The following is a 25,259-nucleotide window of genomic DNA, read 5'->3' as shown; positions in this document are numbered from 1 at the left end:
GCGCCTACCGGCCCGTGTCCAGGTCGCCGCCCAGCAACCGGCGCAGCAATGCCTCGTCCCGGCTGGAGAGGTCGTCGACGAACCGTGTCAGGACCCTCTCGCGGTCCGGCACCTCTTCCATCGCCTGGCGCATCTTGCGGGCGGCGAAGCCAGGTTCGTCCGTGGCGGGGGCGTAGGCGAAGGCCCGGCCATGAGCCGCCCGGGTCAGTACGTCCTTCTCATACAGACGGGTCAGGATCGTCACCACCGTGCTGTACGCCAGGTCGCCGCCGATGCGCTCCAGCACCTCCCGGGGCGTGAGCGGTCCGGAGGCCGCGCGGAGTACGGCCACCACCTCGGCCTCCCGTTGCCCGTTGGCCAGGCGGCGGTCCCCCTCGTGCGGGATGCCGGTGCGGTCGTGCCCGTCCACTGTTGGCTGCCTCCTTGCCCATCCTCTACAGTCACCCTCGTCTTCTACGCGCGCGTAGAAGACGAGGGTCTTCCCCGAGTCTGCCATGCCTGCTGTCCCCCGTGCCCCGCGCCGTTCGCGGGGCGACGACAGGAATCCCGTGCTCTTCGCGGACGGCGGCACAGGCGCACCGGCCGGCCCACCGCTCCACCGCCATCGCATCGGACCCAACCTTTCAGGGACGGACGAATTGAGCACCATCGACATCGGGCAGGCAACAGTCCTCGGCATCGTCGAAGGGGTCACCGAATTCCTGCCGGTCTCCTCCACCGGACACCTGAAGATCACCGAAGGGCTGATGGGCATTCCGGTGGACGACAAGGCCGTCGTCGCCTTCACCGCCGTCATCCAGGTCGGGGCCATCGCCGCGGTACTGGTGTACTTCTTCAAGGACATCGTGCGGATCGTGCGGGCCTGGGGGCGCGGCCTGGCCCACCGCGAGGAGCGCCACCACCACGACTACAGGTTCGCCTGGTGGGTCATCTACGCCACCATTCCCATCGTGGCCGTGGGACTGGCCGCCAAACCCCTCATCGAGGGCGCGCTGGCGTCGCTGTGGGTGGTGGCCGCCTCCCTGATCGTCGGCAGCGGCCTCATGTGGGCCGCCGACCAGATGGGCCGCCACAAACGCGGCGAGGACGACACCACCCTCAAGGACGCCATGCTGGTGGGCTGTTCGCAGATCCTCGCCCTGCTCTTCCCCGGCTTCTCGCGCTCCGGCGCCACCATCTCGACCGGCCTCATCCTCGACCTCGACCGCGTCGCCGCCACCCGCCTTTCCTTCTTCCTCGGCATCCCCGCCCTGACCGGCGCGGGCCTGTACGAGCTCAAGGACGCCATCGGCGCCGGCGTCGACACCCTCCCGCTGGTCGTCGGCACCGCGGTGTCCTTCGTCGTCGCCTACGCCTCGATCGCCTGGCTCCTCAAGTTCGTCGCCAAGCACTCCTTCAACGCCTTCGTCACCTACCGGATCGCCGCCGGAGTCCTGCTCTTCGGCCTGCTCGCAACCGGCGCCCTCAGCGCCTGACGACAGCGCCCGCGCCACGGGCCCGGCACCTGGTGATCCGACCATCGCCCCCGATCCCCGCCTCGCCATCGTCTACAGTGCAGTAGACCGTCCCTGGGGCCGCAGCCACCCCGTGCCCCGCCCTGCGCCCGTCTGCCCGGCCCCCATGAGAGGCCCCATCCGCATGGCCGCTTCCGTCCACGCCACGCCCGACCCCGCCGCCGCATGCCCTCAGCACCCGCTCCCCACCGGCCACGCTCGGCGTGCTCGACGCAGCGGCGGCGACGGGCGCGGAGACCGGGCTACCGGTCGGATCCTTCCGGCCCGGGGACGCCGACCGGTACCGGCCGCCAACTTCCCCGCGCCCTTCGTGATGGCGTGCGCACTGCCGCCCTCCCGGCGGAGGGACCAGCACCGCAACGGATCCGCCCGGCGTACGGCCGCCCGGCCTCCGGCCGAGGTCTGACGTGCCTCGGCGCATCCTGGTCGTCGAAGACGACCACGCCCTGCGGGACGTACTGCTGCGCGGCCTGCGCGACGAGGACTTCGACCCGGTCCCGGCGCCCGACGGGGCAGCCGCGCTGCGACTGGCCCAGGACGGCTTCGACGCGGTCGTCCTGGACGTCGCACTCCCCGACGCGGACGGCAGGGACGTCTGCCAGGCGCTCCGGGCACGCGGATTCAGCGCCCCCGTCCTCTTCCTGACGGCACACCACCACCTCACCGACCGGCTGACCGGATTCGCCGCCGGGGGCGACGACTACCTCCCCAAGCCCTTCCACCTCGCCGAGCTCGCGGCCCGTCTGCGGGCGGCCCTCAAGAGGGCGGCCCCGCAGCCGCCCGCCGCAGCGGGCGACCTGCTGCTCGACCCCATCCGCTACACCTGCACCATCGCGGGAACGCCGGTGGACCTGACACCGACCGAGTTCCGGCTGCTGGCGGCGCTCATCAGCGCCGCAGGCGCACTCGTGACCCGCCGCGACCTCGTCCGCGCGGGCTGGCCCGAGGGCGCCCAGGTCAGCGACAACACCCTCGACCAGTACCTCAGCCGGCTGCGCCGCAAGCTCCGTACCGCGGGCAGCGACCGCGCGATCACCACCAGCCGCGGCATGGGGCACCGCCTGTCATGACGATGCACCCGCGCGGCTGGCGGCCCCGCACCCTGCGAGGGCGGCTCTCACTGGTCGCGTGCGCCGCCGCGGCGCTGCTGATGGTCGTGCTCACCGCAGGCTTCAACGCCGTCGTGCGCCAAAGGCTCCAGCAACAGGCAGACGACCACCTCTACACCCGCGCCGCCGCCATCGCGGCGACCGTGGACACCACCGGAGCCAGGGCCCGCGTGGTGGAAGTGCCCAACGACGACGCACTCGACGCAGACGTCTGGATCTACGCCGGACCGGTACGCCTCGAAGCCCCGCCCGGCACCGTACCCGGCGGCCCGCTCAACAGGGCCGCGGACACCCTCGCCGCCGACGGCGGCCGTCGTTGTGCCACCGCCGAAGCACCGGAGCCGGTCCGGCTGTGCGTCCAGCCCGTCACCGGTTCCGGCAGTGCCCCAGCCGCCGTGGTCACCGCCCGCGGCCTCGCGCCCTACCGCAGCACCGCAGACACCGTGCTGTACGCGTCGCTCGCCCTGGACGCGGCCATGCTGGCCTGCACCTATGTACTGACACGCCTCGCGGTGGGCCGTGCGCTGCGCCCCGTACGCACCATGACCGAGCAGGCCACCGCGTGGAGCACCCACGCCTGTGACGACCGGTTCGGCAACGCCCGCAGGCCCGACGAACTCGCCCGGCTCGGCCACTCGCTGGACGCCCTGCTCGACCGCATCCGGGCCGGGCTGCGCCACGAACAGCAGCTCACCCGCGAGCTGTCCCACGAACTGCGCAACCCGCTCGCCCGGATCATCGCCGAAGTCGACTGGTGGCAGAGCAGGCCACGCTCCGCCGCCGAGACACAACGCGTCTGCGCCGCCGTCGAAGACGCCGCCCAGAGCATGCGCACCATCTGCGACACCCTGCTCGACGATGCCCGCAGTAGCTCCGGCGCCCACCGCGGCACCGCCGACGTCCGGTCGACACTGATCCGCCTCACCGGCAGGCTCTCCCCACCGCAGCCCATCGACGTCCAGATCACACAGGTCGCCGGAGACCTGACGGCCGGTGTGCCACAGGCCCTGCTCGAACGCACCGTGAGCCCCCTGCTGGACAACGCCCTGCGCCACGCCCGCTCCCAGGTCCGCCTCAGCGCCTGCCGCCAGGACACGGGCATCCGCATCGACGTCAGCGACGACGGACCGGGAGTGCCGCCGTCCTTCGCCCCGGAGCTCTTTCGCCCGGGACGGCGCGCCAACCCCGACGACGGGCACGGCGGAGCCGGCCTCGGGCTGCCGCTCGCGCGACGCCTGGCCCGCTCCGTGAACGGTGACGTACAGCATGACCAAGGGCACCGTCCAGGTGCACGGTTCACCGTCACACTGCCGGCCGGCTGACCCGTTCGCGGTCCGTCACACCGCGTCGGGACACCGTGGGGAAGACCACGAGGCCCAGGGCCGCCTCAAGGAACACCGCGAGAGGACACCGTGCCGAGCTCCAGGCCGCCCCTCGCCGACCAGCTGTGACCGACAACCGCTCGCGGGCGCCCCCGGGCACCCACAGAAACGTTGCACCTCATGCGCCATGGCACGGACGCCGCGAGTAGCAGCCTGAACACATCCTGAGCACGTCGGCCACCACACCCCGAACACCCCACCCCCGAAGCGGCGCCGCGCCTACGCTCCCCGCCATGCCGACCGCGCCACCCTCCGCAGTCCCTCTCGCCGCGCCCCTGAACTTCCTGCGCAGACGGCTCGGACGGGCCACCTGCGGTGCCTACCTCGCCGCCGCGGCCCTGCCCGCCCCGGGCCTGTGGCTGCGCCACGCCCACACCGCTCCCCTCGGCGCGCACCTGCGCGTCGGCCTCAACATCACGCAACTGCTGCTCGCCGCCGTACTCTTCACGGCCGGGCTGCGCGCCTGCCCGCACGCCCTGACCCGGCTGCTGGGCCGACCCCGCGTCCTGCTGACCGGCCTCATCCTTCACCTCACCGCGCCGCTGCTGGTCATCCCCGTCATCGCTCTCACCCTGCGCTGCTCGCCCGACTCCGACGGCGGGAGCGGCATGATCGCCGCGATGATCCTCACCGTCTCCATGCCGGTGGCCGCCGGCGCCACCGTATGGACCGGCGGTGGCCGCGGTGACGAACCCGCCATGCTGGGCCTGGTCCTCGCCTCCACCGCCCTCAGCCCGTTCACGCTCCCCGCCACCATCAACACCCTCACCCCCCTGCTGAACACGGACTACGCCCAGAGCCTGGCGGGTGCCGCGCGCGGCACCGGCAGCGGCTTCGCCCTCACCGGCGTCCTGCTCCCCTGCGCCGCGGGCATCGGCTGCCGCCTCCTGCTCCCCCAACGCGCCAAGCCCACGGTGATGTCCCTGGCAGCACTGACCGCGGTCCTCGCCTCGATCCTGCTCACCTACGTCAACGCCGCGGGCGCGATCGGGCAGTTCCTCATCCACCCGCGCCCGCTGCTGCTCCTCGCGGCAGCGGGTACCGCAGCGGCCGCCTGTGCCATGTCCTTCACCTGGGGCCGCTGCTCCGCCCACCTCCTGCGGCTGGCCGCCCCCGCCCGTACCTCCGTCACCCTGGCCTGCGGCATGAGCAACAGCAGCGCGGGCGCCGTGCTCATCACTACGGCGATGCCCGACCGGCCGCAGGTCCTGCTGCCCGTCCTCGCCTTCAGCCTGCTGCAAAAGCTCGCCGCGAACCGGCTCACGCGTCCCCGTCCAACGGCAACCGCAGGGTGAAGCGGGCAGGAGCCGCTGGCCCGCGGAGCGAGCCGGTACGGGCAGTTGTCCCGCCCCCCTCCCAGCACAGTGCGAGTCGGTGGTGACGTACGCCTTGACCGTCTCTTCGGTCAGACAGCTCTGCCCGGCGATCCGGGCGTTGGACCGCCCCGGCGCCAAACGGAACAGGACGTTGCCGCACAGCGCATCCAGGGGGTGCTGCCCGGGACGCCCGTCGGGCTGCGGCGGACGGGGCGGGCGTCTTCGGGCCAGCCGGGATCTGCGGCAGCCGACCTGACAGCCGCCCCCACCGCGTTCCCGTCCCGCACGGAGGGCGGCCGAGCGCCCGACGTCGCGGCGCGCGATACGCGACACCGCCAGCCGCCGGAACTGACGCATCAGGTTCCGGCCCGTTCGCATCGACCTCAAGCCGCACTTTGCGGCGGAAGATCGACTTACCGGCCGGGCGTACCCCTACGAGACTGGAGGGCCTGATCCGAAGGAAGGCTGAGGTGCCGGATGACGGAACCGGATGAGGATGCCCAGCTCATCCACCTCGTCGTGGAGCGGTTGATGAAGACGCACCCTCACCTGGACGACAGGGTCGTACGGGTATCGGTGCAGACGGCGTACGACGAGCTCAGATACGCACGCGTGCGCACGTACCTGCCTGTCCTCATGGAACGCCGGGCCAAAGATCTGCTCCCTGACGACGAACGAGGCGAACGCGATGTTTGACGTCCAGCGGCTACCCGTCGGAACAACACGTCTGCGTGAGGCCGGCCTTGACCAGGGTGGCTCGGAGTCGGCGGTCAGCGGCGGCGATGCCTTCACCCGGACGTGGCGGCCACGGGTCTCGACAATTACTCGGCCAGCGGCCAGCACCAGCAGGCCGGGCCCTGGGTGCCCGCCCGGTCCGGGTGTGCCGGCTCCGTCATCCACTAACCGGTTGCACGAACACCGCAATTGAGGCCACCGCGTACGGGACAGGGAGATCCGCCAAGAAAGCACTTGCGTTACTGGCTGCACCTGCGGACCGCTTCCGCAGGAAGGCAGGTCTTCCCTGATCCAGCACCCGCACACCATACGTTCGCGTGGCGCGCCACCCATTGACCCTTGGCCGGGTCCCACATGATGACACGAATCAATGACGGATCAAGCCAGATCACCCCTACCGATTCACGCATTAGAACACCACGCAGAAGCCCTGCGTGAACCGCAAATTAGTGTTTACCGACCGCGAACCTGTGGAAATTCCGGCAAGCCGCACAACCGATTAACCCTTTCGGGTACTAGCAGAATTCGTCCCGTCTCGCCACGCTGTCAATGTCTGCTTTCCCCAGCGGAGAAGGAACCTTCATGCCGGTCGAGGTACGCCCGCAAGCACCTGCCGAACAAGGACGCGCACAGCAGAGCCTTGGCACCGCAGCCGCGCGCAATCTGGCGACGACCACCAAATCCGTCCCGCAGATGCAGGAGATAACCTCCCGGTGGCTGCTGCGGATGCTGCCGTGGGTACACGTCCAAGGCGGTACGTACCGGGTCAACCGGCGGCTGAGCTACTCAGTGGGTGACGGCAAGATCTCCTTCGTGCAGACCGGCGAGCGGATGGCCGTGATCCCGGCCGAGCTGGGGGAACTGCCCGCGTTACGCGGATTCGAGGACGGCTCGGCACTGACCGAGCCGGCGCACCGCTGCGAACAGCGCGAGTACGCCGCCGGCGAGGTACTGGCCGAGCTGGGCGGAACCAAGGACCAGTTACTGGTGCTCACCCGCGCGGACGTCCTCAACCTGGCCGAGCGCGCGACCTCACTGAGTGAACACCTCTCCGCATACGCGCTGATCCCGGAGCAGCGCACCAACAAGTACGGTGAGGCGGCCATCGACCTGGCGGCCGGCCATCAGCAAGTTCTTCCGGGCCCACCCGCGGGCCATCGCCGCCTTCGGCCGCGAGTGCAACAAACGCGGTCTGATCCCGGAGTCACTGGACTTCAACGGACACCGGATCCCCGCGTGGCGCGGCGCGCCCATCTTCCCGTGCGGGAAGATCCCCGTCCCGCCACAGCGCACCACCTCGATCCTGTGCATGCGTACGGGTGAGGACGAGCAGGGGATGATCGGCCTGCGCCAGGACGGTATCCCCGACGAGATCGAACCGAGCCTGTCCGTACGTTTCATGGGCATCGACGAGCAGGCGATCATCTCCTCCCCGGTCACCGCCTACTACTCCGCCGCGATCCTCGTCCCGGACGCCCTCGGTGTCCTGGAGAACGTGGAAGTCAGCCGCTGGCGCTGACCGTACAGGCCCCGGGCGGGCGACTAGGCGCTGTTTCTTGGATCATGTTCGGAGCCAGATGGTGAGGGCTGCGAGGGTGATGGTGCCGAGGTAGATGTAGGCCCGTTTCTCGTAGCGTGTGGCGACGGCACGGAAGCCCTTGAGCCGGTTGATGGCACGTTCGACGGTGTTGCGTTTCTTGTAACGCTCGCTGTCGAAGCCGGTGGGACGGCCGCCCCGGGAGCCTCGGTTGTGCCGGTGACGCTGCTGGTCAAGACGTTCGGGGATGGTGTGGCGGATCCCGCGTCGTCGCAGGTAGCGGCGGTTCTTGCGGGAGGTGTAGGCCTTGTCCGCCAGGACACGGTCGGGCCGGGTGCGGGGCCAACTCCGATACGGGGCACGGACAACCGCTCCAGCACACGCTCGAGTTGTGGGCCGTCACCGTAGTGACCAGGTGTCAGGACGAGACAGAGGGGCCGGCAGCGTCCGTCGGCGGCGAGGTGGACTTTGGTGGTGAAACCCCCGCGGGAACGTCCCAGGCACTCGCCGATCTGACCACCTCCTCCAGCCGGACGGCCAGTTTCCGAAGAACCGGATCGACCTGATTCGTCCCCGACGCGACCCCCTTTTGAGGAATCACAACGGGCGGCTCCTTCTTCGCACCGGCAGCATGCTGGTGAGCCCGCACCGTGGTGGAGTCCACCGACACGTCCCAGTCGATCCGCCCTTCGGCGTCCTCCGCAGCCTGCACCTTCGACAGCAGCATCGTCCACGTCCCATCCGCTGACCAGCGGCGATGACGTTTATAAACCGTCTCCCACGGCCCGAACCGCTCAGGCAGATCCCGCCACTGCACACCCGTCCGCACCCGGTACAACACCCCGTTGATCACCCGACGGTGATCACTCCACCGATCCCCACGAGCACCACCACGAGGCAAGAACGCCTCCAGCCGATCCCACTCCGCATTCGTCAGATCCCCACGACCCATACAGCCAGCGTGACCCCAACACCCCACACCTGTCAGGAGATCCAAGAAACAGCGCCTAGTACTCAGCGAGGGGCGCGGGCTGTCCGCAGGCACGAACACGCGGCCACGGGGCAGCCCGCTGCCGTGCCCTGGGCGGGGACCGATCCCAGGCGGCGTGCCCATATGGGCGGACCACCTCCAAGCCCGGGGGGCCACTGCCGCCTGGCGTGCCTTCACCGTCACCGGTCGCCCGCCTGCTCCGGAGTGCCCCGTGACCGCCGTACAGCGCCCTTGCCCACCCCGCCCGGGCCGAGTGGGTAAGGCGGCGGTACCGCCCTGCTCCCCGGGCCCAAGCAGCGGCCCCCGTCGTAGGCCCGGTGTTCCAGTGCCGCCCCGGTGCGACCCGCCTGCACCTCGGACGAACCGTCAGCTACCGCCAGCACTCCGCTGGCCCCAACACTCTGCTGAGGGAAGCAATGACCACGGATTCCGATGCGTCTCATGCCTGGCAGGGCAGTGGGACAGCGACACTCGTCAACACCGTGCTCGACACCTTTCTCGCCGACAAAATGCGGCAGGCACGCTCGGCCGGTCTGCCACTGGAAGTGGGCGAAGTACTCGGCCGATACCTCGGCGCAGGCGGCAAACGCCTGCGTCCCCGCCTGTGCCTGGCGGGCTACCGGGCGGCGGGCGGCCTGCCCGCCCTGCAGGACGAAGCAGTCCGCGTGGCGGCGTCACTGGAACTGTTCCACGCCTTTGCCCTGATCCACGACGACATCCTCGACCAGAGCAGCCTGCGGCGCGGCCAGCCCACCGTCCACTGCCGACTGACCGCCCGTCATGCCCGCAGCCGGGCACGCGACGCCGACTGGCTCGGCATCAGCCAAGCCATTCTTGTCGGAGACATGGCCTTCGCCTGGGCCGATGAACTGCTCTTCGCGGAGACCTGCGCGAAGCCCTGCCTCAACCAGCTGCGCCAGATCGTGCAAGCGATGCGGGAAGAGGTGCTTTACGGCCAGTACCTCGACCTTCTCAATCCCCTCGGCCCGGCCGACGACCTCGACGCGGCCCGCAGGATCATACGCTACAAGACAGCCAAGTACACGGTCGAAAGGCCCCTGCACATCGGAGCGGTCCTCGCCGGAGCCGACGAGGCGTTCTGCGCCGCGCTCAGCCGCTACGCGCTCCCGCTGGGTGAGGCGTTCCAGCTCCGCGACGACCTTCTCGGTGTCTTCGGCGACCCGCACCACACCGGCAAGTCCACGCTCGACGACCTGCGTGAGGGCAAACACACCATGCTGCTGGCCCTGGCTCACCAGCGCGCCGCCGCCGATCAGAGCCGGGAGCTCACCACCTTGGTCGGCAACCCGGACCTCGACGAGCAGGCCGCCGACCACATCCGGTCCATTCTCGATGCCACGGGCGCCCGCGCGACCGTCGAGGACACCATCGACGAACTCGCAAGCCAGGCACGGCTCGCCCTGCAGCACGTGGAGAAACACGGCGCGCCGGTGCAAGAACTGCACGCCCTCATCGCCATCGCCACCGACCGGGCCTCCTGAACCCCACACCCGGAGCCCCTGCACCCCACGGCCTCCTCCCCGCTCCCAAGACGTCATGCCGAACGAAGCGAGCAGCAGCGGTGGCCCGCAACTCACCGCTGCCCACGCTCGCGGAGAGGACAGCAGCACGTGCACCTCCCACTCGCAGCCGCGCCGAACCGCACGAGGACCGTCCCGCCCCCGGCCTTGTGGTCCGCAAGTGCGGCCCTTGCCGCACTCTTCACGCTCGCACTGCCCACCCACGCCCGGGCAACCACACCATTCCCCCTCCCGCCCCCATCCGTGGCCGCACCGCATCACGTACACTCCCCCGCCCTGCCCCCGGCAGCTCGCCTGCCCGCCTGGACACCAGGACGAGGCCGCCTGCCGCTGCCGCACGTCACCATCTCCCGTACCGGCCCGCGCGCCACCGTCGAATCGCACTTCGGCTGCGTCCACGCCGAGGTCCGCGCCGACCACGCCCAGGCCGGTATCAGTCTCTACTGCACTCCACCGCCCCGCCCCCGTCCAACACCCGCGCCAGCACCCGCACATCAGCGCCCGGCCCCCGCTCTACCGGCTATCCACCCCAACGCCCCGGCCACGCTCCCGCCGCCTCCCCCCGCCTCCAGTGCGGCCCCCGCACCGCCGCCGCGCACCCGCCGTATCCCGGCCTATCGCCCCCTCAGCAAAAAGAAGCCCGCCGCCGGCACCTCACCCGTCACCGCGATGCTGCTGCTCACCGCTCCCGCCGTCCTCGCCGCAGCCGCACTGCGCTCACGCTCCGGCGCCGGCGGGGGCAGCACCGGGGGCGGTGGGACGCGCTGACATCCGCACCAGATCAGGAGAAGACGTGAACCCGTGGCTCGTCCTGGCCCTCGCGATGGCCTTCGTCTGCGCCGTCGTGCTCGCCATCGTCCTGTGGCGCCAGCGCAGAATCGGAAGGCAGAGGATCCCAGCGAAACCCCCGACGTCATCGAATACATGACCATGATGATCGGAGTCGTCTACGCGATCGTGGTCGGCCTGGCGATCGCCGGGGTCTGGGAAGCCCGCAACTCTGCCCAGGCCACCGCTCTGGCGGAGGCACAGGCACTGCACGAGATCAGCAGCCGCGTCCAGGTCTATGAACCCGTTGCCCGCGACCGGCTGCGCGCCGACGTCGGCGCCTACACCGACTACGTCGTACACCATGAGTGGCGCACCATGCTGCGCACCGGCGACCTCACCCCCGAAGGTGATGACCTCCTCGCCAAGCTCCGCACCGACCTCAGCGCCTACCAGCCGCGCAACGACCACGAGATGCAGTCCTACCAACCCCTGCTCGACCAAGCCTCAGCCGTCGACACCGCCCGCTCAGCCCGCGCACAGAGCGCCGGTCCCACGATGCCCGGTGTCGTGTGGTTCGGGCTGATCACCGGCGCCGTGGTCGCCATCGGACTCATCTTCACCTTGCAGATCAGCCGCACCCGCCGCGAACTGCTGCTGGCCGCCCTCTACAGCGCCCTCATCGCTTTCCTGCTCTTCCTCATCTGGGACTTCAACTCCCCCTTCGGCCATACAGTCGCCGACAACACCAGCGTTTTCACCACCCTGCCCTGAAGCACACCAGCCGATCGAACTGCTGGAACAGGAGGGCGAGGTCCTGTGATGAGCTGTCGACGGATCGGATCTCTCGGGCCGATCCGTGCCTTCGCCCCACACACAGGCGCATCCAGCACCTAGGACAGCGCAACGACGAGCGGGGAGCAGCCGCACTCGGTGCCGGGGGCCACCACCCCGTAGGTGGTGGCCCCCGGGCGAGGTGCGCGGCGCTCCCCGGTCATCGCGCGTCCTCGCGGCAGCGGCCGAGGCCGGCACCGCGGGACAAGTGCCGCGCCAGGGGCTCGCGCCGGGCCGAAGCCACGTCGTTCACAGCTGTGACTGCGGCCCCTTCGGTGAAGACCTGCTGGTCAAGCCGCTGGAACCTGGTCGAGGATGTCGAAGCCGAGCCCGAGAGCCGGATGCCGGAGCAGCCACAGAGTGATCGGGTGGGTGCAGACCAGCCGCAGCCGGCCCTGCCGGTCCTCGGCCCGGCCGCGCACGTCGGCCAACGCGGCGACACCGGTCCCGTCGATGAACGTCAGGTGGCGGAGGTCGACGACGAGATCTGGTGTCGGCCCTTCAAGCAGCAGCATCAGACCGCTGGTGAGCCCGGGAGTCGTGAGGATGTCGATCTCGCCGCGCAGAGTGGCCAGGGTGGCCGCCCCATGTGCGTGCGCGGTCAGCAGAGACACTTCGCTGGGAACGGGCATAATGCCCCTCGATCCAAGTCGCCGTACATGGCGCCAACTTGGATCGAGGCAGGATCACCGAGCCCCAGGCTGACCTCACCAGCCTACCGCCGCACGAGTGCGACGCACAGCTACAACGAGGAGCCGGATTCAGGCGCTCCGTGAACACGCACGCCTACGCCGACGCCCGGGCGGAGAGCTACGGGATCGCGTGGACTCCCCGGCTCCGCTTGCCTGCCTCGGTTTCCAGCTCGACGACCGGCCACTCCTCAACCCGCACTTCACCACCGCCCTCGGGCACACACTCGGACACCGTATCCGCGTCGTCACAGGAAAGACCTGAGCCCCGCAAGCCCGGGAACTCAGGCTGGGGGAGGATCACGTGGACACCCGCCGCACGCACCGGTCAGTGCCGACGGGCACCAGGCCCGCTCCGAAGTCGGCGGCCGTGCGGACTTGTTCGATGGTCTCGTCAAAGGCCGGGCCATGCCTCCGCGGCGGCTGCTCCGACCGAGCCAGCGCAGCTCCACCGTCCAGCGGTCAGCCACCCCCGCCACCGTGGTCGCCGCGGCAGGGGCACTCGTCGGAATCGAGCAGTGGTGACGCCGCTTCCGACCGTCCCCTGATGCGGCCCGGCCGTCATACCGTGCTGCGGCATCCGGCGAGGAGGAGGGCGACCATGCGCTTGGCGTCGGCCTGGCCGTAGTCGGGGCCGGTGATGCAGAGGTTTCCGATGGCGCGCAGGAGCGTGTAGGCGGCGACGCCGGGGCGGAGTTCCTTGGTGGCGGCGCAGGCGTCCAGCAAGGACGCGCAGGCCGGGACCAGGGTGTCGAGCATGAGGGCGTGGAGGTTTTCCAGTCCTGGGTCACCGGATCCCAGCGCCGCGCCGAGGCCGTGCTTGGTCACCAGGAAGTCCACGAACGCGTCCGTCCACAGGGTCAGGGCGGTGAACGGCGAGGCGGATTCCTCAAGGAGGCGGGGCGCGAGAGCGGCGCAGGCGTCGATCTGGTGCCGGTAGACGGCGGTGACGAGATCCGCGCGGGTCGGGAAGTTCCGGTAGACCGTGCCGAGACCGACGCCGGCGCGTTCGGCGATGTCGCGGACGGGTGCCTGGATGCCCCGGTCCACGAAGACTGCCGCAGCGGCCTCCAGCACGCCGCTGCGGGTGCGCTGGGCCTGCGCTTGGCGGACCCCGACCGGCTCCGGCACGGATGCCTCCCCTTGTTCGCGGAACAATGTTCCGCTAATTTGGCGGAACGACGCTCCGCCAAATTATGGCATCCCGGTACTCACCGAAAGCGCAGGACCCTCATGTCCTCGTCCCACTCGCTCAACCAGCAGATCGTCTCGGTCAAGCCCATCACCGTTCCCTCGCCCGGGCGCGGCATCGACCTTCAGGTAAAGGTCACCGCACCCCGGTCGGGCCGGAACCTGCCTGTGATCGTCTTTTCCCACGGGAACGCGTGGTCACTGGACGGGTACGCGCCCCTCGTCGACCGGTGGGCCGCCGCCGGATTCGTCGTGGTGCAGCCCACGCACCTGGACTCCCGGCGCAACGCCATCGCCTGGGACGACCCGCGCTTCGCCACCATCTGGCGCGTGCGGATCACCGACCTGCACGCCGTCCTCGACCACCGCGCAGACGTCCTGGCCCACGCCGGCCTGGAGGCCCGCGCCGACCGCGAACGCATCGCCGTGGTCGGCCATTCGTGGGGCGCCCAGACCGCAGGCGCCCTCCTCGGGGCGCGCGTGCTGGACACCGAGGGTGTTGCGGGAGAGGACTTCTCCCACTCCGCGGTGTCGGCCGGCGCCCTGATCGGGGCGACGGGAACCGGCGACACCCTGACCCCGTTCGCCGCCGAGAACCTTCCGTTCATGAAGCCGGACTTCTCCACCATGACCACCCCGGCCCTGGTTGTCGCGGGCGGCAAGGACGACTCGCAGCTCTCCACCCGCGGACCGGAGTGGTTCACCGACGCCTACCACCTCAGCCCGGCGCCCAAGAGCCTGCTCAGCATCACCGAGGCCGAACACACCATGGGCGGCATCGCCGGCGAGAAGGTCGCCGAGACCACCGACGAGGACCCCGCCCGTGTCGCCCTCACGGCCGACGTGATCTCCGCCTACCTCCGCGCAGCCCTCACCTCCGACAGCACCGAATGGACCGCCCTCCACGCCACCGCCGAAGCCCACGACGGCACCTGGAGCCTCACCAGCAAGTGAACCCAGCCCGACCGCCCGGGCACACACGGCATTCAGCGCAGAGAGGGACGGAGTTCGACACCGATGCGGCGCCGGCGCCCCCTGGACCGTTTCGCGTGTGAGTAGTCGGCGTACAGAAAGTACCGCTGGGATTGTTCATCGTCGCCCGTCACACCGACCGCAGACTGTGCCGAGCTTCACGGAACCGAGCCGCGCGGCCAGGTCCTCGACCACCGGCCACAGCGCATCCAGCGGGTCGCCCGGATGGAACCGGCCGCCGCAGCACACCGTACGCTCGACGGGCCGGTGGTTGGTGCGACCCAGAGCACGCAGGATGTCCCGCGGCAGGTAGCCGGTGCGGGACGTGCGCGGGGTGAGGTCGACCGTGGCCTGGCGACCTGGGGGCCGGAACCGGCCCCGGCCGCCTGGAGCACGCGGGTGTCGTCGTAGGGCGAATGCCCGTGCGGCAAGGCGGCCTTGCTGGTACCGCCCCCGTGGCCGCGCAACCATCGTGGCGGCCAGGACGTCGGATCCGGTATGACGACGCCGCCCGGCACCCCCGCGTTCATCCCGCCGTCCTGGCCGCACTGCGATGATCCCGCCGGCTGCCGCGGCCGTCGCGCCGATCCCCACGCCCAGTGCTTTGCTCACCTCGCCGCACCCGAGCGGGCCGCCCATCTCGCAGGCTTGGCCCCTGGCGCCGACCTCGACCACCGCGGCACCACCTTCACCTCCGAAGACCTGACCGATCTCCTGGACGCTTTCCGCGACCCCGCCACCTCCGCACCACGCCTCGGTCTCGCCGAGTTCAGCGGTTCGGTGTTCAGCGGCGACGCCCCGTTCAGCGGTGTGATGTTCGCCCGCGAGGCATGGTTCATCGATGCGACGTTCGCCCGCGAAGCCTGGTTCGACGGCGCAACTTTCACCGGCGACGCCCGTTTCAGCGGCGCGAAGTTCACCGGCAGAGCCTGGTTCGACGGTGCGGCGTTCTCCCGCAACATCCGTTTCAGCGAAGCGCTGTTCACCCACGACGCCTGGTTCGATGACGCGGTGTTCGCCCGAAAAGTCTTTTTCGACGGCGCGACGTTCACCCGTGACGTCATGTTCCAAGGCGCCACATTCACCGGGACCGCTTCGCTGGGGCCGTTGGTGTGTGCCGGGGAGGTGGCACTGTCCCGGGTGGTGTTCGGGACGGCGGTGACCATCGAGGCCGCCGCCGCGCGGGTGAGGTGCGACCGGACACGCTGGGAGTCGACGGCAACGATGCGGCTGCGCCACGCCCAGCTCGATCTGACCGGTGCGGTGCTCACCCAGCCCCTCGCCGTGAGCGCCCACCCCGTCCCGTTCACCAGCAGGGCCCCGGTTCCCACCCCATTGCCGGAGCCGGGCCTGCCGGGCCCCGGCACGGTGCGCATCACCTCGCTGGGCGCCGTGGACACGGCACATCTGGTGCTCACCGACGTGGACCTGTCCGGCTGTCTGTTCGCGGACGCCTTCCACCTCGACCAGGTGCGGCTGCGGGGCCGGCGGCTGCGGTTCGCCGAGGTCCCGCGCGGTGTCCGGTGGCGCCACGGGTTACCCCGGCACTGGACGCGGCGCAAGACGCTACTGGAGGAGCACCACTGGCGGGCCACTGCCTACCCGGCACCACCCGGCGCCCCCGCCGACCAATGCTGGCGCCCCGGCCGCACGCCTTCCGATCCGGACCGGACCCTGGGTCCCGGTGACCTTGCGGTGCTGTACCGGGACCTGCGCAAGGCGTTCGAGGACGGCAAGAACGAGCCGGACGCCGCGGACTTCTACTACGGCGAGTGCGAGATGCGCCGCCACGACCACGACCGTCCACGTGCCGAACGCGCCCTGCTCGCCGGGTACTGGGCACTGTCCGGGTACGGGCTGCGCGCCTCGCGCGCACTGGGCTGGCTGCTGACGGCAATGACCTCGACGGTACTCGCGATGATGCTGTGGGGCCTGCCCACCCACGACCCCGAACCGGTCACCACCGGCACCCTGCCCGCCACCGGCCGGCCCCTCCGCCTCACCACCCAGAACCCCGACCCGCAGCTTCGCGGGCCGTACACGAGGCGCTTCAGCGCCGACCGGACGGAGAAAGCCGTACGGGTCGTCGTCAACTCCGTCGTGTTCCGCTCCTCCGGCCAGAACCTCACGCCCGCCGGCACCTACACCGAAATGGCCTCCCGCTTCACCGAGCCCGTCCTCCTCGCCCTCGCCGCCCTCGCCATCCGCGGACGCGTCAAACGCTGACACCGGCCAGCATCCACACGGTCACGCAGAGCACGGATGCCGGACTCGGGAACGGCACCTGCAAGATCCCGCGCGTCACCGCCGAGCTCCGGGAGGAGCAGACCCGCGCGGTGCAGGGGCATTTGGCGCATCCCGCTCTTCGAGGTGTGCGCTGGCAGAGCACGAGTGAGCCCAGCACCGAAACGCGCTCCAGGGCACCTCCGGACGGTGTGCACACCTCGTCCGCCTGTCACGTGCGCCCCCGGGATACGGCGACCCCGTGGCGATCGCCAGTGTCCGGAGGCTACGGCCTTGGCCCCAGCGGACGGGGCGGCTGGGACCTCGGGAGCACGTCTGGCGGGGGTTCCTCACGACTGGTCATGTGCTGCGGGGCGCTTGGGGTGCAGGAGTAGCGAAGACGGCCCGGACGGGCGAATGCGCGTCGAGGTGATGTGCGCGGTGGTGCGCTTTGTGGTGCCGACTGCGCCCTCCGGAGACACCGTGCGCAGCGCCATCCTTGGCTCAGACGGCGCCGCGTCTCCGGAGCGACACCGCGCCCTCCGAATGCCTCGGGGGAAGGCAAAGCCTGACGGCACCGGCCGGGCATTCCACGGATGACCACGTCACAGGTCCCATGCTCCACCCGTCACCCGCACGAGGGTCCTCCATGAGCACTCCCGGTTCATCCCCCGACCGTATTCGCTCCCTCACTGGCATCAGGGCGTTTGCTGCCCTCGCGGTCTTCCTGCCTCACGCGCTGTCTGTCTCCGGAGTCTTCGCCGGGTCCGCCGCGCGCAAGGCCGCAGACGCCACGATTCCGTTGGCCACCAGTTCGGTGACACTGTTCTTCGTCCTCAGCGGACTCGTCCTGACGTGGTCCGCCCCCACCAGACTCGACGCGAACGCCTTCCGAAGACGCCGTCTGGTACGGATCTTCCCCGCCCATCTGACGGTCTGGACCCTCGCGGTGCCGCTGATCGCCGGGTACGGCATCTCCGCGCAGATGCTCACGGTCTCCGGCCCCCTCAAACCCGGCCCGGCGCTGGCCGATCTCTTCCTGCTCCAAGCCTGTTACCCGAGATACGACCTCATGACCGCGGTCAATCCGGTCACTTGGTCCCTGGCCTGTGAACTCCTCTTCTACCTGGCCTTCCCCCTGCTGCTCACACTGGTACGGCGGATCCCACGACACAGGCTGTGGCACTGCACCGCACTCACCACCGGCATCGGCCTGAGCGTCCCCTGCCTCGCCCTGCTGCTGGACGGGCCCGACTTCATGCCCTCTGTGCCGGTCTCGCTCGAACAGCTCTGGGCGGCCTACATGTTCCCGCCGAGCCGGCTGCCGGAGTTCGTCCTGGGGATGCTGCTTGCCCGCATTGTCATGGAGGGGATGTGGCGTCCACTGCGCCTGCGGTGGATCCTTCCCCTGCCGTTCACGGCGATCGCCACCCTGGCGGTGCTGCCGCCGGTCTTCGCCTTCGGTCCGTACTTCGCAGCACCCGTTGCCGTCATCATCGCTGAACTGGCCTCCCGCGATGCCCGCCGCGCTCCGTCACCTCTTCGTGGTCGTGCCCTGGTCTTCCTCGGGGACCGGGCCTTCGCGTTCTACCTCGTCCACTACGTCGTGATCATGTACACCAGGCACTTCGTCCTCGGCCCCGGCACGCGGTACGGGACCTGGGCGGGCCTCGGCTGGGTGTTCCTGGCCTTCCTGCCCCTGTCATGCGCGGCCGCGTGGCTCCTCCACCGGTATGTCGAGAAGCCGGCCGTCGACCGCTTCTCGACGGGCAGGCTCCCGCACCCCGGTCTACACCGCCGAACCCGCCAAGTTCCCGGGCCGCCTCCGGCGTGACCCCATGGCCGGTCACGGCCCGATGCCGCTCTCCGACCGCCGGGCGTGCTCCCGGCGGTCCAGCCGAGGAGCAAGTCATGTGCCCCACCCGACCCACCCGAGACGACTGCCTTCGCGTACCCGTGGCCCAACCCGGTGACGTTGCCCTGGAGGCCGCGGTCGCGGCCACGGACCTCGACGCCTTCCGGGAGTTCGCTGTCACCCTTCTACCCGAACGATCCTCTGGCATCATGGACCACCGGGCCCTGGCCCTGATCGCGGGCCGGGGCTGCCTGGTCGTCGACGAGGAAATAAGAGATCTCCTCGCCCGTGAGCACCAGTCGGGCGCCGCCCACGACGCCACCGTCGCAGCGCCCTGCGTCAACCGCCGTCCAGGAAAACCCGCCGACAGAGCCGGCTCACTGCGGAGCTTCCTCGACGCCGCAGACCGGGTCCACCTCCACCTGGCAGATCTCGGCCTGACCGAAGAGTTCCAAGCCCTGCTGCACCACCTGCTCGCTGTCGAGACCTGGGCCACCGAACCCGACGACCTCGTGCTGCACCGCTGTCTGCACGCCGCATACGCCATCACCGAGACCCATGCCAGAGCCCTGCTCGCCGCACTCGATCCCACGGCCCACCACGAAGGCTTCGAGGAGGCCGGCTACGAGAAGGGCGACGCCAACACGGCCGTCCTGGACAGCGCGGCCGGCCCGGTCCTGGGCCACCACCACTACCTGAGCCCACTGGTCGCCACCTGCGCGGACAGCCGTGTCGGCCTGCGCGCAGCCTTCCTCTCCTACGCCGACGCGATCATGACCTACATGCCCGACTGGGAGAGCCTCCCGCGCGAACAGGGCATGGCAGCCGCCATCACCACCGCCTTCGGCACCTCCGTCGCAAAAGCCCGCCGCACCAGCCTCGCCATGGCCGACCCGCAATGGCGCTGGCTGCGGCGCAACGCCATCGGCACCATCACCCTGCGCTGGTTCGCCCGTATCGACGAGGTCGCCCGGAGCACCGGCAACGGCTCCCTGCTCCACACAGGCATCCTGTGCGCACTGCCGGACCCTCTGCGCAGACTGACCCTCCTGTGCCTGGGATACGGTCAGTTCGGCCTCTAGCCCCTGCCACGCGATCTGACGGCCGCCGACTACGGCCGCTACGTCTGCGCCGCCTTGGGCGAAATGGTCCGGGGATGGGCCTCGGACCATGACGCCGAGGCAGCCCTCGGCGAGCACAGCCCCCTGAACTGGCTGTGCACCGCCTGCGCGACCCGGGCCACGCGCACCTCCCTGCTCCGGGACAATGCGACCGCTGCACGCTCCACTTCCGAGATGCGCATCGCCTGGGCACCCCAGACCTTCAACTTCATCGGCGCACGCCATCAGGGCCTGCGACGCCGCACCGACAACCTGCGCAAACGCACACCGGCCCCGGACATCCCGCTGACCCGAGCAACCACACCCGCCTGCATCCCGGTCACCTCCGCGGATCCCCTGGAGACCATCACCGCCAAGCTCCTCGCCCTGGCCGGCCTCGCCCCCCGATCCGAACTCGTCCGACAACTGCGATTCGACCACTGGGACGTACATCCACGGATCTGCCCAACCTGCGACTTCCCCCGGAGCCGAGACCACCTGTTCATGCTGTCCGTGGGCTCCGCCAGGCTCGCGGCTCTCCTGCCGCACCACCTCGTGGAGAAATGGCTCCCGCTGATGGAGAAATACGCCTACCGGCTGCTCCCCGCCCTCCAGGTCCGGCTCCTGCTCCCGTGCGACTGCGTTCCGTACTGGGTCGCCGACGTCATGAGCGCCGGCTACGAGGAAGCGGGAACCCACTGCGGGCTCAGCCCCTGCAGGGCCACCCGTGACCCCATGCCCCGGACCGTGACCTGGGACCATCCAGCCGAAGACGAGACCTACGACGGTGTACCGCTGCGCCGTCAGCTACTCGGGCAAGCCGTGGCCGAAGCCCGCGAATACGCGGCACGGACAGGCAGCACGGACTGGCTGGACATCGTCACACGCCCCATCTCCGCCCTTTAGGCCAGAGAACCACCCTCCCACCACCGGTCGAATCCAGCACCGCTGTGACGGAGCACAGGCACATCCGAAGGCCGCATTCACGTCAGGCACTCAGCTCAACGCCAGCAACTTCGAGACAACGTACGACCGTAGAAGATTGAACGTGAAGCGCAGCGCCTGCGAATGCGGCGGTGTCTATGCAAGGCAGGTGACTGATACGGGAGGCGCGGGTGCCGACAAGCGGCATCCCGGTCAGCCCGGCATCGGTCTGGACGAGGTTGAGGGAAGCTGCGATGAGTACGTGTTGAAGGCGGCGCCAGTCGAGGCCGAACCCGTTGTGAGCGTGCATCCTGCCAAGATCCAGCCTCGCCCGTGGCGTGAACAAGCCCTTCCGAGAGCGCGGCGCATGGTCCGCCAGGCAACTGGGCACCGATGCCCGCGTGCCCCTCACAGACGACTTGCCTCGCTTCACCGACCTGTCGGCGCGGCTGACCGGCTTCGACGAAGCATCCCTGCAAACCACCGGGTTGACCGAGGTGTACCGGGCGGTCGCTGCGCAAGAGCTCGGCGTCGAGCGGTACGGGCGGCTGCTGCGCGAGGTGCGCGAGCCGGACGCCGCCATGGATGACGAACTGCTGGCAGCGGCCAGGGCGGTGACGTACCTCTGGTACACGGGCAGCTGGCCGGGACCGCCGCCGACCGTGGTCTCTCCGCGCGCCTACGCCGAGGGCCTGGTGTGGAAGGCGGCCGGCCTCAAGGCTCCGGCCACCGATCCTGGCGGGTACGGCAGTTGGGGCGAGACGGGCGACCGGACCGATCCCGACGCCGGGGCCGAAGGGAGCGGTCGGTGACACGGTACGACGTGATCGTCGTCGGCGCCGGTGTCGCGGGCTCGCTCGTCGCGCACCAGCTCGGTCGGCACGGCAGGCGGGTGTTGGTGCTGGAGGCGGGCGCGGCCGGCCCCGGCGCCCACGAGCCGCCCGCCGATCCGCTCACCACGTACCTGACGGCCGCTGCCAAGGTACCCGGCTCCCCCTACCGGGCCGACCCGGCGGCGCCCTGGCCCGAGGTGACGGATCTGTCCGGCCTCTCCGCAGCGGAAGGGATCTCCAGCTTCCGGGCGGACGGTCACCTGCGCCAGAACGGGCCGCTCCCGTACGCCAGCGGATACGTCCGCGTCAACGGCGGCACCGGCAACGTGTGGACCGGCCTCGCGCCGCGCATGCTGCCGGAGGACTTCGACACCGAGTCCTTCGGGTACGGGCGGCGCTGGCCCCTCACCTACGACGACCTGGAGCGCCACTACCGGGCGGCCGAGGAGGAGATGGGGGTGGCCGCCGACGCCGACGAACAGCGCACGCACGTCGGCCTGCCCTTCCCCGACGACTATGTGTTCCCCATGCGGGCCCTGCCCGCCTCGCGTGTGGACCGCATCCTCTCCGCCCGCCTCGACGGGCGGCGCGTCAAGGACCCCGTCTCCCTGAGCGAGGTCGAACTGCGGGTGGTCGGCACGCCGCACGCGCGCAACGGCGTCCCGGACCCCCGGTACGACGGTGGCCGCGGCTATGTGCCGCGCGGGCGCAACGGACAGCCCGCTGCGGACAGCCGGTGCGTGGGCAACGCGAGTTGCGTGCCGCACTGCCCCTCGTACGCCAAATACACTCCGCTCAAGACCCAAGGGCGCTGGAGTACGACCGTCACGCTCCGGGACCGGTCCGTGGTGAGCCGGGTCCTCGTCGACGGGCGGGGACGCGCCACGGGCGTGGAGTACCACGCCTACGATGGGCAGGTGTCCCTCGCGCACGCCGATGTCGTCGTGCTCGCCGCGCACGCCGTGGAAAACGCCCGCCTGCTGCTCCTTTCCGGGCTCGCCGGCCGCAGCGGCCAGGTCGGCCGCAATCTGATGGACCATCCGGTCCTGCTGACCTGGGGCCTCTTGCCCGAGGACACCGCGCCGTACCGGGGCCCGGGTTCGGTCTCCGGCCTGGAGGGCTTCCGCTCCGGTGCCGCACGCCGGCTGCGGGCGCCGTTCCGTATCGAGCTCGGGGCGTGGGGCTGGGTCTGGGCGAGGGGTTCCGTCGATGCGGAGGTACACCACTTCCTCACCGAGCGGGGCTTGTTCGGGGCGGAGTTGCGGCGGGCGGTCGGGGACCGGGTCCGCCGCCAGTTCACCCTCCAGTTCGAGATGGAACAGGGCGCCGCCCCCTCCAACCGGGTCACCCTCCACCCCTACGAACGCGATCCGCTCGGCCTGCCCCGCCCTCTCGTCACCTACGACCTCGACACACATGTCAAGGAAGGCATGGCGGCGGCCCGGGCGGTCTCGGACCAGATCTTCGCGCTGCTCGGCGCCGAGGACCACACCGACTACACTCCCGCGGCGTTCTGGCCGGGCCGCTTCGAGCACGACGGCCGCGTCTACGGCTACCGCGGCGCCGGCCACGCCGCCGGCACCCACGTCATGGGCGACTCCCCCGCCACCTCGGTGGTCGACGCGTGGCAGCGCTGCTGGGACCACCCCGGCCTGTACGCGATCGGCTGCGGCAGCATGCCCTCGGTGGCCACCTCCAACCCGACGCTGACGATGGCCGCCCTCGCCTTGCGCAGCGCGGAGCGCATCGAGGCGGACCTGGCAGCCCGCGACCACCCGGCCCCCCTCGTCGCACCTCCGACGTCGCCCGCGCCCAACGGGCCGTCACCGACCCCAGGAGTCCCGACATGACCGCCCCCCTGCCGCCCGTGCCCGAGCCTTTCCAGCTCCCCTTCCACTACGGCGCATTGCACCAGATCGGCATCGACTGGCTCGTCGACCCGGAACCGGTCCGCAAACTGCTCGCGCAACAGCACCCAGATCTGACCGCGGCCGTCTTCGAGGACGGGCAGGCGCTGGTATCGCTCAACTATCAGCTGTACTTCGCCCAGTACTCGTTCGGCGGCGGCACCACCCAGGAGATCGAGTTCAACGTCATCGCGTTTCCCACGCACGAGGGCGACCGGCTCCCACGGCTGACCTATGCCCAGTACGTTCAGGGCTGGGACCAGACGAAACTGCTCGGCATCGCCCGCCTCCACGTCGTGTGCGACAACCCCTTCGCCATCAGAGCCGGGCAAGAGCTCTACGCGGAACCGAAGCACCCGGGCTGGTTCGAGGTCGACCTGCCCTCCCTCAACGGACCCGTCGGTGACACCTGGACCGTCCAGTGCAAGGCCGCCACGATCAGCCCGGACGGCAATCTGGAGAAGGACCCGCGCCCGCTGCTCGACATCACCGCGAAGCTGGACGGCCTCACCTCCACTGCCGCCAACTCCGCCCCCATCACCGGTTACGGCACCGACCCCGAGGGGCGCCTGCTGGCCGGCCCCATGAACGTCTACCAGCCCTACCGCTGGTACGACCTGACCTCCCCCGAACACGCCGCCCGCACCCGGCTCACCGTCCACGCCCCACACGACAGCCTCGGCCACGGCATCCGCACACTCCTCGGCGACACAACACCGGCCGCCGGGGCATGGACCTACCAGTCTCCCCCCGTCGCCGCCCACAACCGCCCCTACTACCCGCCGACACGGCCACGCCCCTGACCACCGGGCCGGAACCGCTCCACCCCGACGATGTGCCGCACCTTGACCGGCCGTCTGCAGGTCAAGGTGCGGGCTGCGTGGGCGAGCGGTTCACTGATGGCTGCCTGGTCGCAGGCCAGAGGCCGGCGAGGCCACTCCTCCGGTATCTCCCCCACGGTGTCTCGGCGGCCTACACGTGTTCCGTCAGGTCATGGTCGCGTGCCGTCACCTCCCCGACCAGGTTGCGGCCCGTACTGACGACGGCTCGGCCATCCTCACCCTCATCCGCACACGCCTGGGGGCTCGATCCGGTATCCCGGACCGAGCCCCCAGCCGTTCGCCCTACCCACCCGTGTCGCAGCCCGACACCATTGGCGCCGACCCTCAGAAAACGTCGAAGATGTTGAGGGAGTGCTGCCGAATGCCCTTGCCTCTCAGTTCACCCAGGACATATAGGGATTCTTTTGATCGCAGCTCTTGTTGTACACGTAACTGTTTCCGTCTGCGACAAGGCAGGTGCCCTGGCCCTTGTTCACCAGCAGTGACACGCCATTGGACGAGTCCATCCTCCACCGCATGTACGGATTGTTGAGGTTGCAGTTGCGGTTGTAGGACCGACCACCCGACTTGTCACTGTCCAGACAGGTGTTCTGCCCCAGGTTCTGGAGTACGAAATAGCCATTGTCGTCGGTGTCCACCTGCCGCCAGTGCATGTACGGGTTATCGCTCTGGCACTGCCGGTTGCGGACCTGACCGCCTGCCTTGTCAGAGTCCAGGCACTGATTGTTGCCCTGGTCCCGGTACATCAGATAGGGCTGGGACTGAACGGCCTTGGCGCCCGGCGACACCGCGGCACTGGTGGCTGATGCCACCACAGGGGTTGCGACGGTGAGCGAGCCCGCAGCGGCCAGCGCCAGCATCCCCGCACTCATTCTGCGCACGATGGAATTCCTTTCCTCTACCGGCGAAAAGCGCCGGATTCACCTCACAGCACAGGATGTTATTAACGGGACGCCGGGCACGGAAGGACGCCCAATACGATGGAATATTATTCCA

At 70.0% G+C, this 25,259-nt stretch carries 18 protein-coding genes and 3 pseudogenes; 16 read left to right on the top strand and 5 right to left on the bottom strand.

Features of this window, described 5'->3' with window-relative positions; all coding sequences use genetic code 11:
- Positions 1-4 precede the first annotated feature (4 nt).
- Entirely contained in the window at positions 5-409 is a 405-nt protein-coding gene (locus AB5J87_RS36635; RefSeq protein ID WP_369383076.1) for a BlaI/MecI/CopY family transcriptional regulator, read from the bottom strand.
- 229 nt (positions 410-638) lie between these two features.
- Between AB5J87_RS36635 and AB5J87_RS36630 the strand changes: the two genes are divergently transcribed.
- The 6 genes and pseudogenes from AB5J87_RS36630 to AB5J87_RS36605 all read left to right on the top strand — a co-directional run bounded on the left by AB5J87_RS36630 (position 639) and on the right by AB5J87_RS36605 (position 7,575).
- Positions 639-1,475, top strand: coding sequence for an undecaprenyl-diphosphate phosphatase (locus tag AB5J87_RS36630; RefSeq protein ID WP_369383075.1), 837 nt, complete (start codon positions 639-641; stop codon positions 1,473-1,475).
- A 446-nt stretch (positions 1,476-1,921) separates the two neighbouring features.
- Positions 1,922-2,584, top strand: coding sequence for a response regulator transcription factor (locus AB5J87_RS36625; protein WP_369383074.1), 663 nt, complete (start codon positions 1,922-1,924; stop codon positions 2,582-2,584).
- Between the two features lie 2 nt (positions 2,585-2,586).
- Entirely contained in the window at positions 2,587-3,945 is a 1,359-nt protein-coding gene (locus tag AB5J87_RS36620) for a sensor histidine kinase (RefSeq protein ID WP_369383763.1), read from the top strand.
- A gap of 293 nt (positions 3,946-4,238) precedes the next feature.
- Positions 4,239-5,300 carry a sodium-dependent transporter gene (locus tag AB5J87_RS36615; RefSeq protein WP_369383073.1) on the top strand — a complete coding sequence of 354 codons (1,062 nt, stop codon included), beginning with the start codon at positions 4,239-4,241 and terminating at the stop codon, positions 5,298-5,300.
- A 498-nt stretch (positions 5,301-5,798) separates the two neighbouring features.
- Positions 5,799-6,017 (top strand): three-helix bundle dimerization domain-containing protein, encoded by a 219-nt coding sequence (locus AB5J87_RS36610; protein ID WP_369383072.1) that lies wholly within the window; start codon positions 5,799-5,801, stop codon positions 6,015-6,017.
- Positions 6,018-6,638: 621 nt separating this feature from the next.
- Positions 6,639-7,575, top strand: a pseudogene (locus AB5J87_RS36605) (hypothetical protein).
- Between the two features lie 42 nt (positions 7,576-7,617).
- Here the strand turns inward: AB5J87_RS36605 and AB5J87_RS36600 are convergent.
- Positions 7,618-8,545 (bottom strand): annotated as a pseudogene (locus tag AB5J87_RS36600) (IS5 family transposase).
- Positions 8,546-9,000: 455 nt separating this feature from the next.
- Between AB5J87_RS36600 and AB5J87_RS36595 the strand changes: the two are divergent.
- Together AB5J87_RS36595 and AB5J87_RS36590 are read left to right on the top strand one after the other, a co-directional pair.
- A complete protein-coding gene (locus AB5J87_RS36595; RefSeq protein WP_369383071.1) occupies positions 9,001-10,086 on the top strand; it encodes a polyprenyl synthetase family protein in 1,086 nt (361 codons plus the stop codon).
- Positions 10,087-10,918: 832 nt separating this feature from the next.
- Positions 10,919-11,667 (top strand): annotated as a pseudogene (locus AB5J87_RS36590) (hypothetical protein).
- 350 nt (positions 11,668-12,017) lie between these two features.
- Here AB5J87_RS36590 and AB5J87_RS36585 read toward each other — a convergent pair.
- Both AB5J87_RS36585 and AB5J87_RS36580 read right to left on the bottom strand, forming a co-directional pair.
- A complete protein-coding gene (locus AB5J87_RS36585; RefSeq protein ID WP_369383070.1) occupies positions 12,018-12,341 on the bottom strand; it encodes an STAS domain-containing protein in 324 nt (107 codons plus the stop codon).
- A gap of 636 nt (positions 12,342-12,977) precedes the next feature.
- Positions 12,978-13,547 (bottom strand): TetR/AcrR family transcriptional regulator, encoded by a 570-nt coding sequence (locus AB5J87_RS36580; protein WP_369383069.1) that lies wholly within the window; start codon positions 13,545-13,547, stop codon positions 12,978-12,980.
- A gap of 102 nt (positions 13,548-13,649) precedes the next feature.
- On the opposite strand from AB5J87_RS36580, the gene AB5J87_RS36575 reads away from it, so the two are divergent.
- The 8 genes from AB5J87_RS36575 to AB5J87_RS36540 all read left to right on the top strand — a co-directional run bounded on the left by AB5J87_RS36575 (position 13,650) and on the right by AB5J87_RS36540 (position 24,224).
- Positions 13,650-14,561, top strand: coding sequence for an alpha/beta hydrolase family protein (locus AB5J87_RS36575; RefSeq protein WP_369383068.1), 912 nt, complete (start codon positions 13,650-13,652; stop codon positions 14,559-14,561).
- A gap of 516 nt (positions 14,562-15,077) precedes the next feature.
- Positions 15,078-16,805 (top strand): pentapeptide repeat-containing protein, encoded by a 1,728-nt coding sequence (locus tag AB5J87_RS36570; RefSeq protein ID WP_369383067.1) that lies wholly within the window; start codon positions 15,078-15,080, stop codon positions 16,803-16,805.
- 613 nt (positions 16,806-17,418) lie between these two features.
- Positions 17,419-18,636 (top strand): acyltransferase family protein, encoded by a 1,218-nt coding sequence (locus tag AB5J87_RS36565; protein WP_369383066.1) that lies wholly within the window; start codon positions 17,419-17,421, stop codon positions 18,634-18,636.
- Positions 18,637-18,866: 230 nt separating this feature from the next.
- The gene (locus tag AB5J87_RS36560; RefSeq protein WP_369383065.1) at positions 18,867-19,739 is read left to right on the top strand and encodes a hypothetical protein; all 873 of its coding nucleotides are present in this window, start codon (positions 18,867-18,869) and stop codon (positions 19,737-19,739) included.
- A gap of 213 nt (positions 19,740-19,952) precedes the next feature.
- Positions 19,953-20,663 carry a hypothetical protein gene (locus AB5J87_RS36555; RefSeq protein WP_369383064.1) on the top strand — a complete coding sequence of 237 codons (711 nt, stop codon included), beginning with the start codon at positions 19,953-19,955 and terminating at the stop codon, positions 20,661-20,663.
- 356 nt (positions 20,664-21,019) lie between these two features.
- Positions 21,020-21,493, top strand: a complete 474-nt coding sequence (locus tag AB5J87_RS36550; protein ID WP_369383063.1) for a hypothetical protein — start codon at positions 21,020-21,022, stop codon at positions 21,491-21,493.
- On the top strand, positions 21,490-23,364 hold the full coding sequence (locus AB5J87_RS36545; protein WP_369383062.1) for a GMC family oxidoreductase: 1,875 nt from the start codon (positions 21,490-21,492) through the stop codon (positions 23,362-23,364). The genes AB5J87_RS36550 and AB5J87_RS36545 overlap by 4 nt, the downstream gene beginning before the upstream one ends.
- Positions 23,361-24,224: a hypothetical protein gene (locus tag AB5J87_RS36540; RefSeq protein WP_369383061.1), complete on the top strand. Its 864-nt coding sequence runs from the start codon at positions 23,361-23,363 to the stop codon at positions 24,222-24,224. The genes AB5J87_RS36545 and AB5J87_RS36540 overlap by 4 nt, the downstream gene beginning before the upstream one ends.
- Positions 24,225-24,637: 413 nt before the next feature.
- Here AB5J87_RS36540 and AB5J87_RS36535 read toward each other — a convergent pair whose 3' ends face one another.
- On the bottom strand, positions 24,638-25,135 hold the full coding sequence (locus tag AB5J87_RS36535) for a ricin-type beta-trefoil lectin domain protein (protein ID WP_369383762.1): 498 nt from the start codon (positions 25,133-25,135) through the stop codon (positions 24,638-24,640).
- Positions 25,136-25,259 lie beyond the last annotated feature (124 nt).

It is taken from the genome of Streptomyces sp. cg36 (assembly GCF_041080675.1).
Taxonomy (GTDB): domain Bacteria; phylum Actinomycetota; class Actinomycetes; order Streptomycetales; family Streptomycetaceae; genus Streptomyces.
Note: the sequence above shows the minus strand (reverse complement) of the source record. Positions and strands in the feature narration are given on the sequence as shown.

Excerpts from the sequence above, each read along its gene's own strand:
- AB5J87_RS36565 (WP_369383066.1), top strand. The coding sequence starts at position 17,419 with ATGCTCCACCCGTCACCCGCACGAGGGTCCTCCATGAGCACTCCCGGT.
- AB5J87_RS36540 (WP_369383061.1), top strand. The coding sequence starts at position 23,361 with ATGACCGCCCCCCTGCCGCCCGTGCCCGAGCCTTTCCAGCTCCCCTTC.
- AB5J87_RS36595 (WP_369383071.1), top strand. The coding sequence starts at position 9,001 with ATGACCACGGATTCCGATGCGTCTCATGCCTGGCAGGGCAGTGGGACA.
- AB5J87_RS36615 (WP_369383073.1), top strand. The coding sequence starts at position 4,239 with ATGCCGACCGCGCCACCCTCCGCAGTCCCTCTCGCCGCGCCCCTGAAC.
- AB5J87_RS36570 (WP_369383067.1), top strand. The coding sequence starts at position 15,078 with ATGACGACGCCGCCCGGCACCCCCGCGTTCATCCCGCCGTCCTGGCCG.
- AB5J87_RS36555 (WP_369383064.1), top strand. The coding sequence starts at position 19,953 with ATGCGCATCGCCTGGGCACCCCAGACCTTCAACTTCATCGGCGCACGC.
- AB5J87_RS36610 (WP_369383072.1), top strand. The coding sequence starts at position 5,799 with ATGACGGAACCGGATGAGGATGCCCAGCTCATCCACCTCGTCGTGGAG.
- AB5J87_RS36560 (WP_369383065.1), top strand. The coding sequence starts at position 18,867 with ATGGACCACCGGGCCCTGGCCCTGATCGCGGGCCGGGGCTGCCTGGTC.
- AB5J87_RS36620 (WP_369383763.1), top strand. The coding sequence starts at position 2,587 with ATGCACCCGCGCGGCTGGCGGCCCCGCACCCTGCGAGGGCGGCTCTCA.
- AB5J87_RS36575 (WP_369383068.1), top strand. The coding sequence starts at position 13,650 with ATGTCCTCGTCCCACTCGCTCAACCAGCAGATCGTCTCGGTCAAGCCC.
- AB5J87_RS36535 (WP_369383762.1), bottom strand. The coding sequence starts at position 25,135 with ATGAGTGCGGGGATGCTGGCGCTGGCCGCTGCGGGCTCGCTCACCGTC.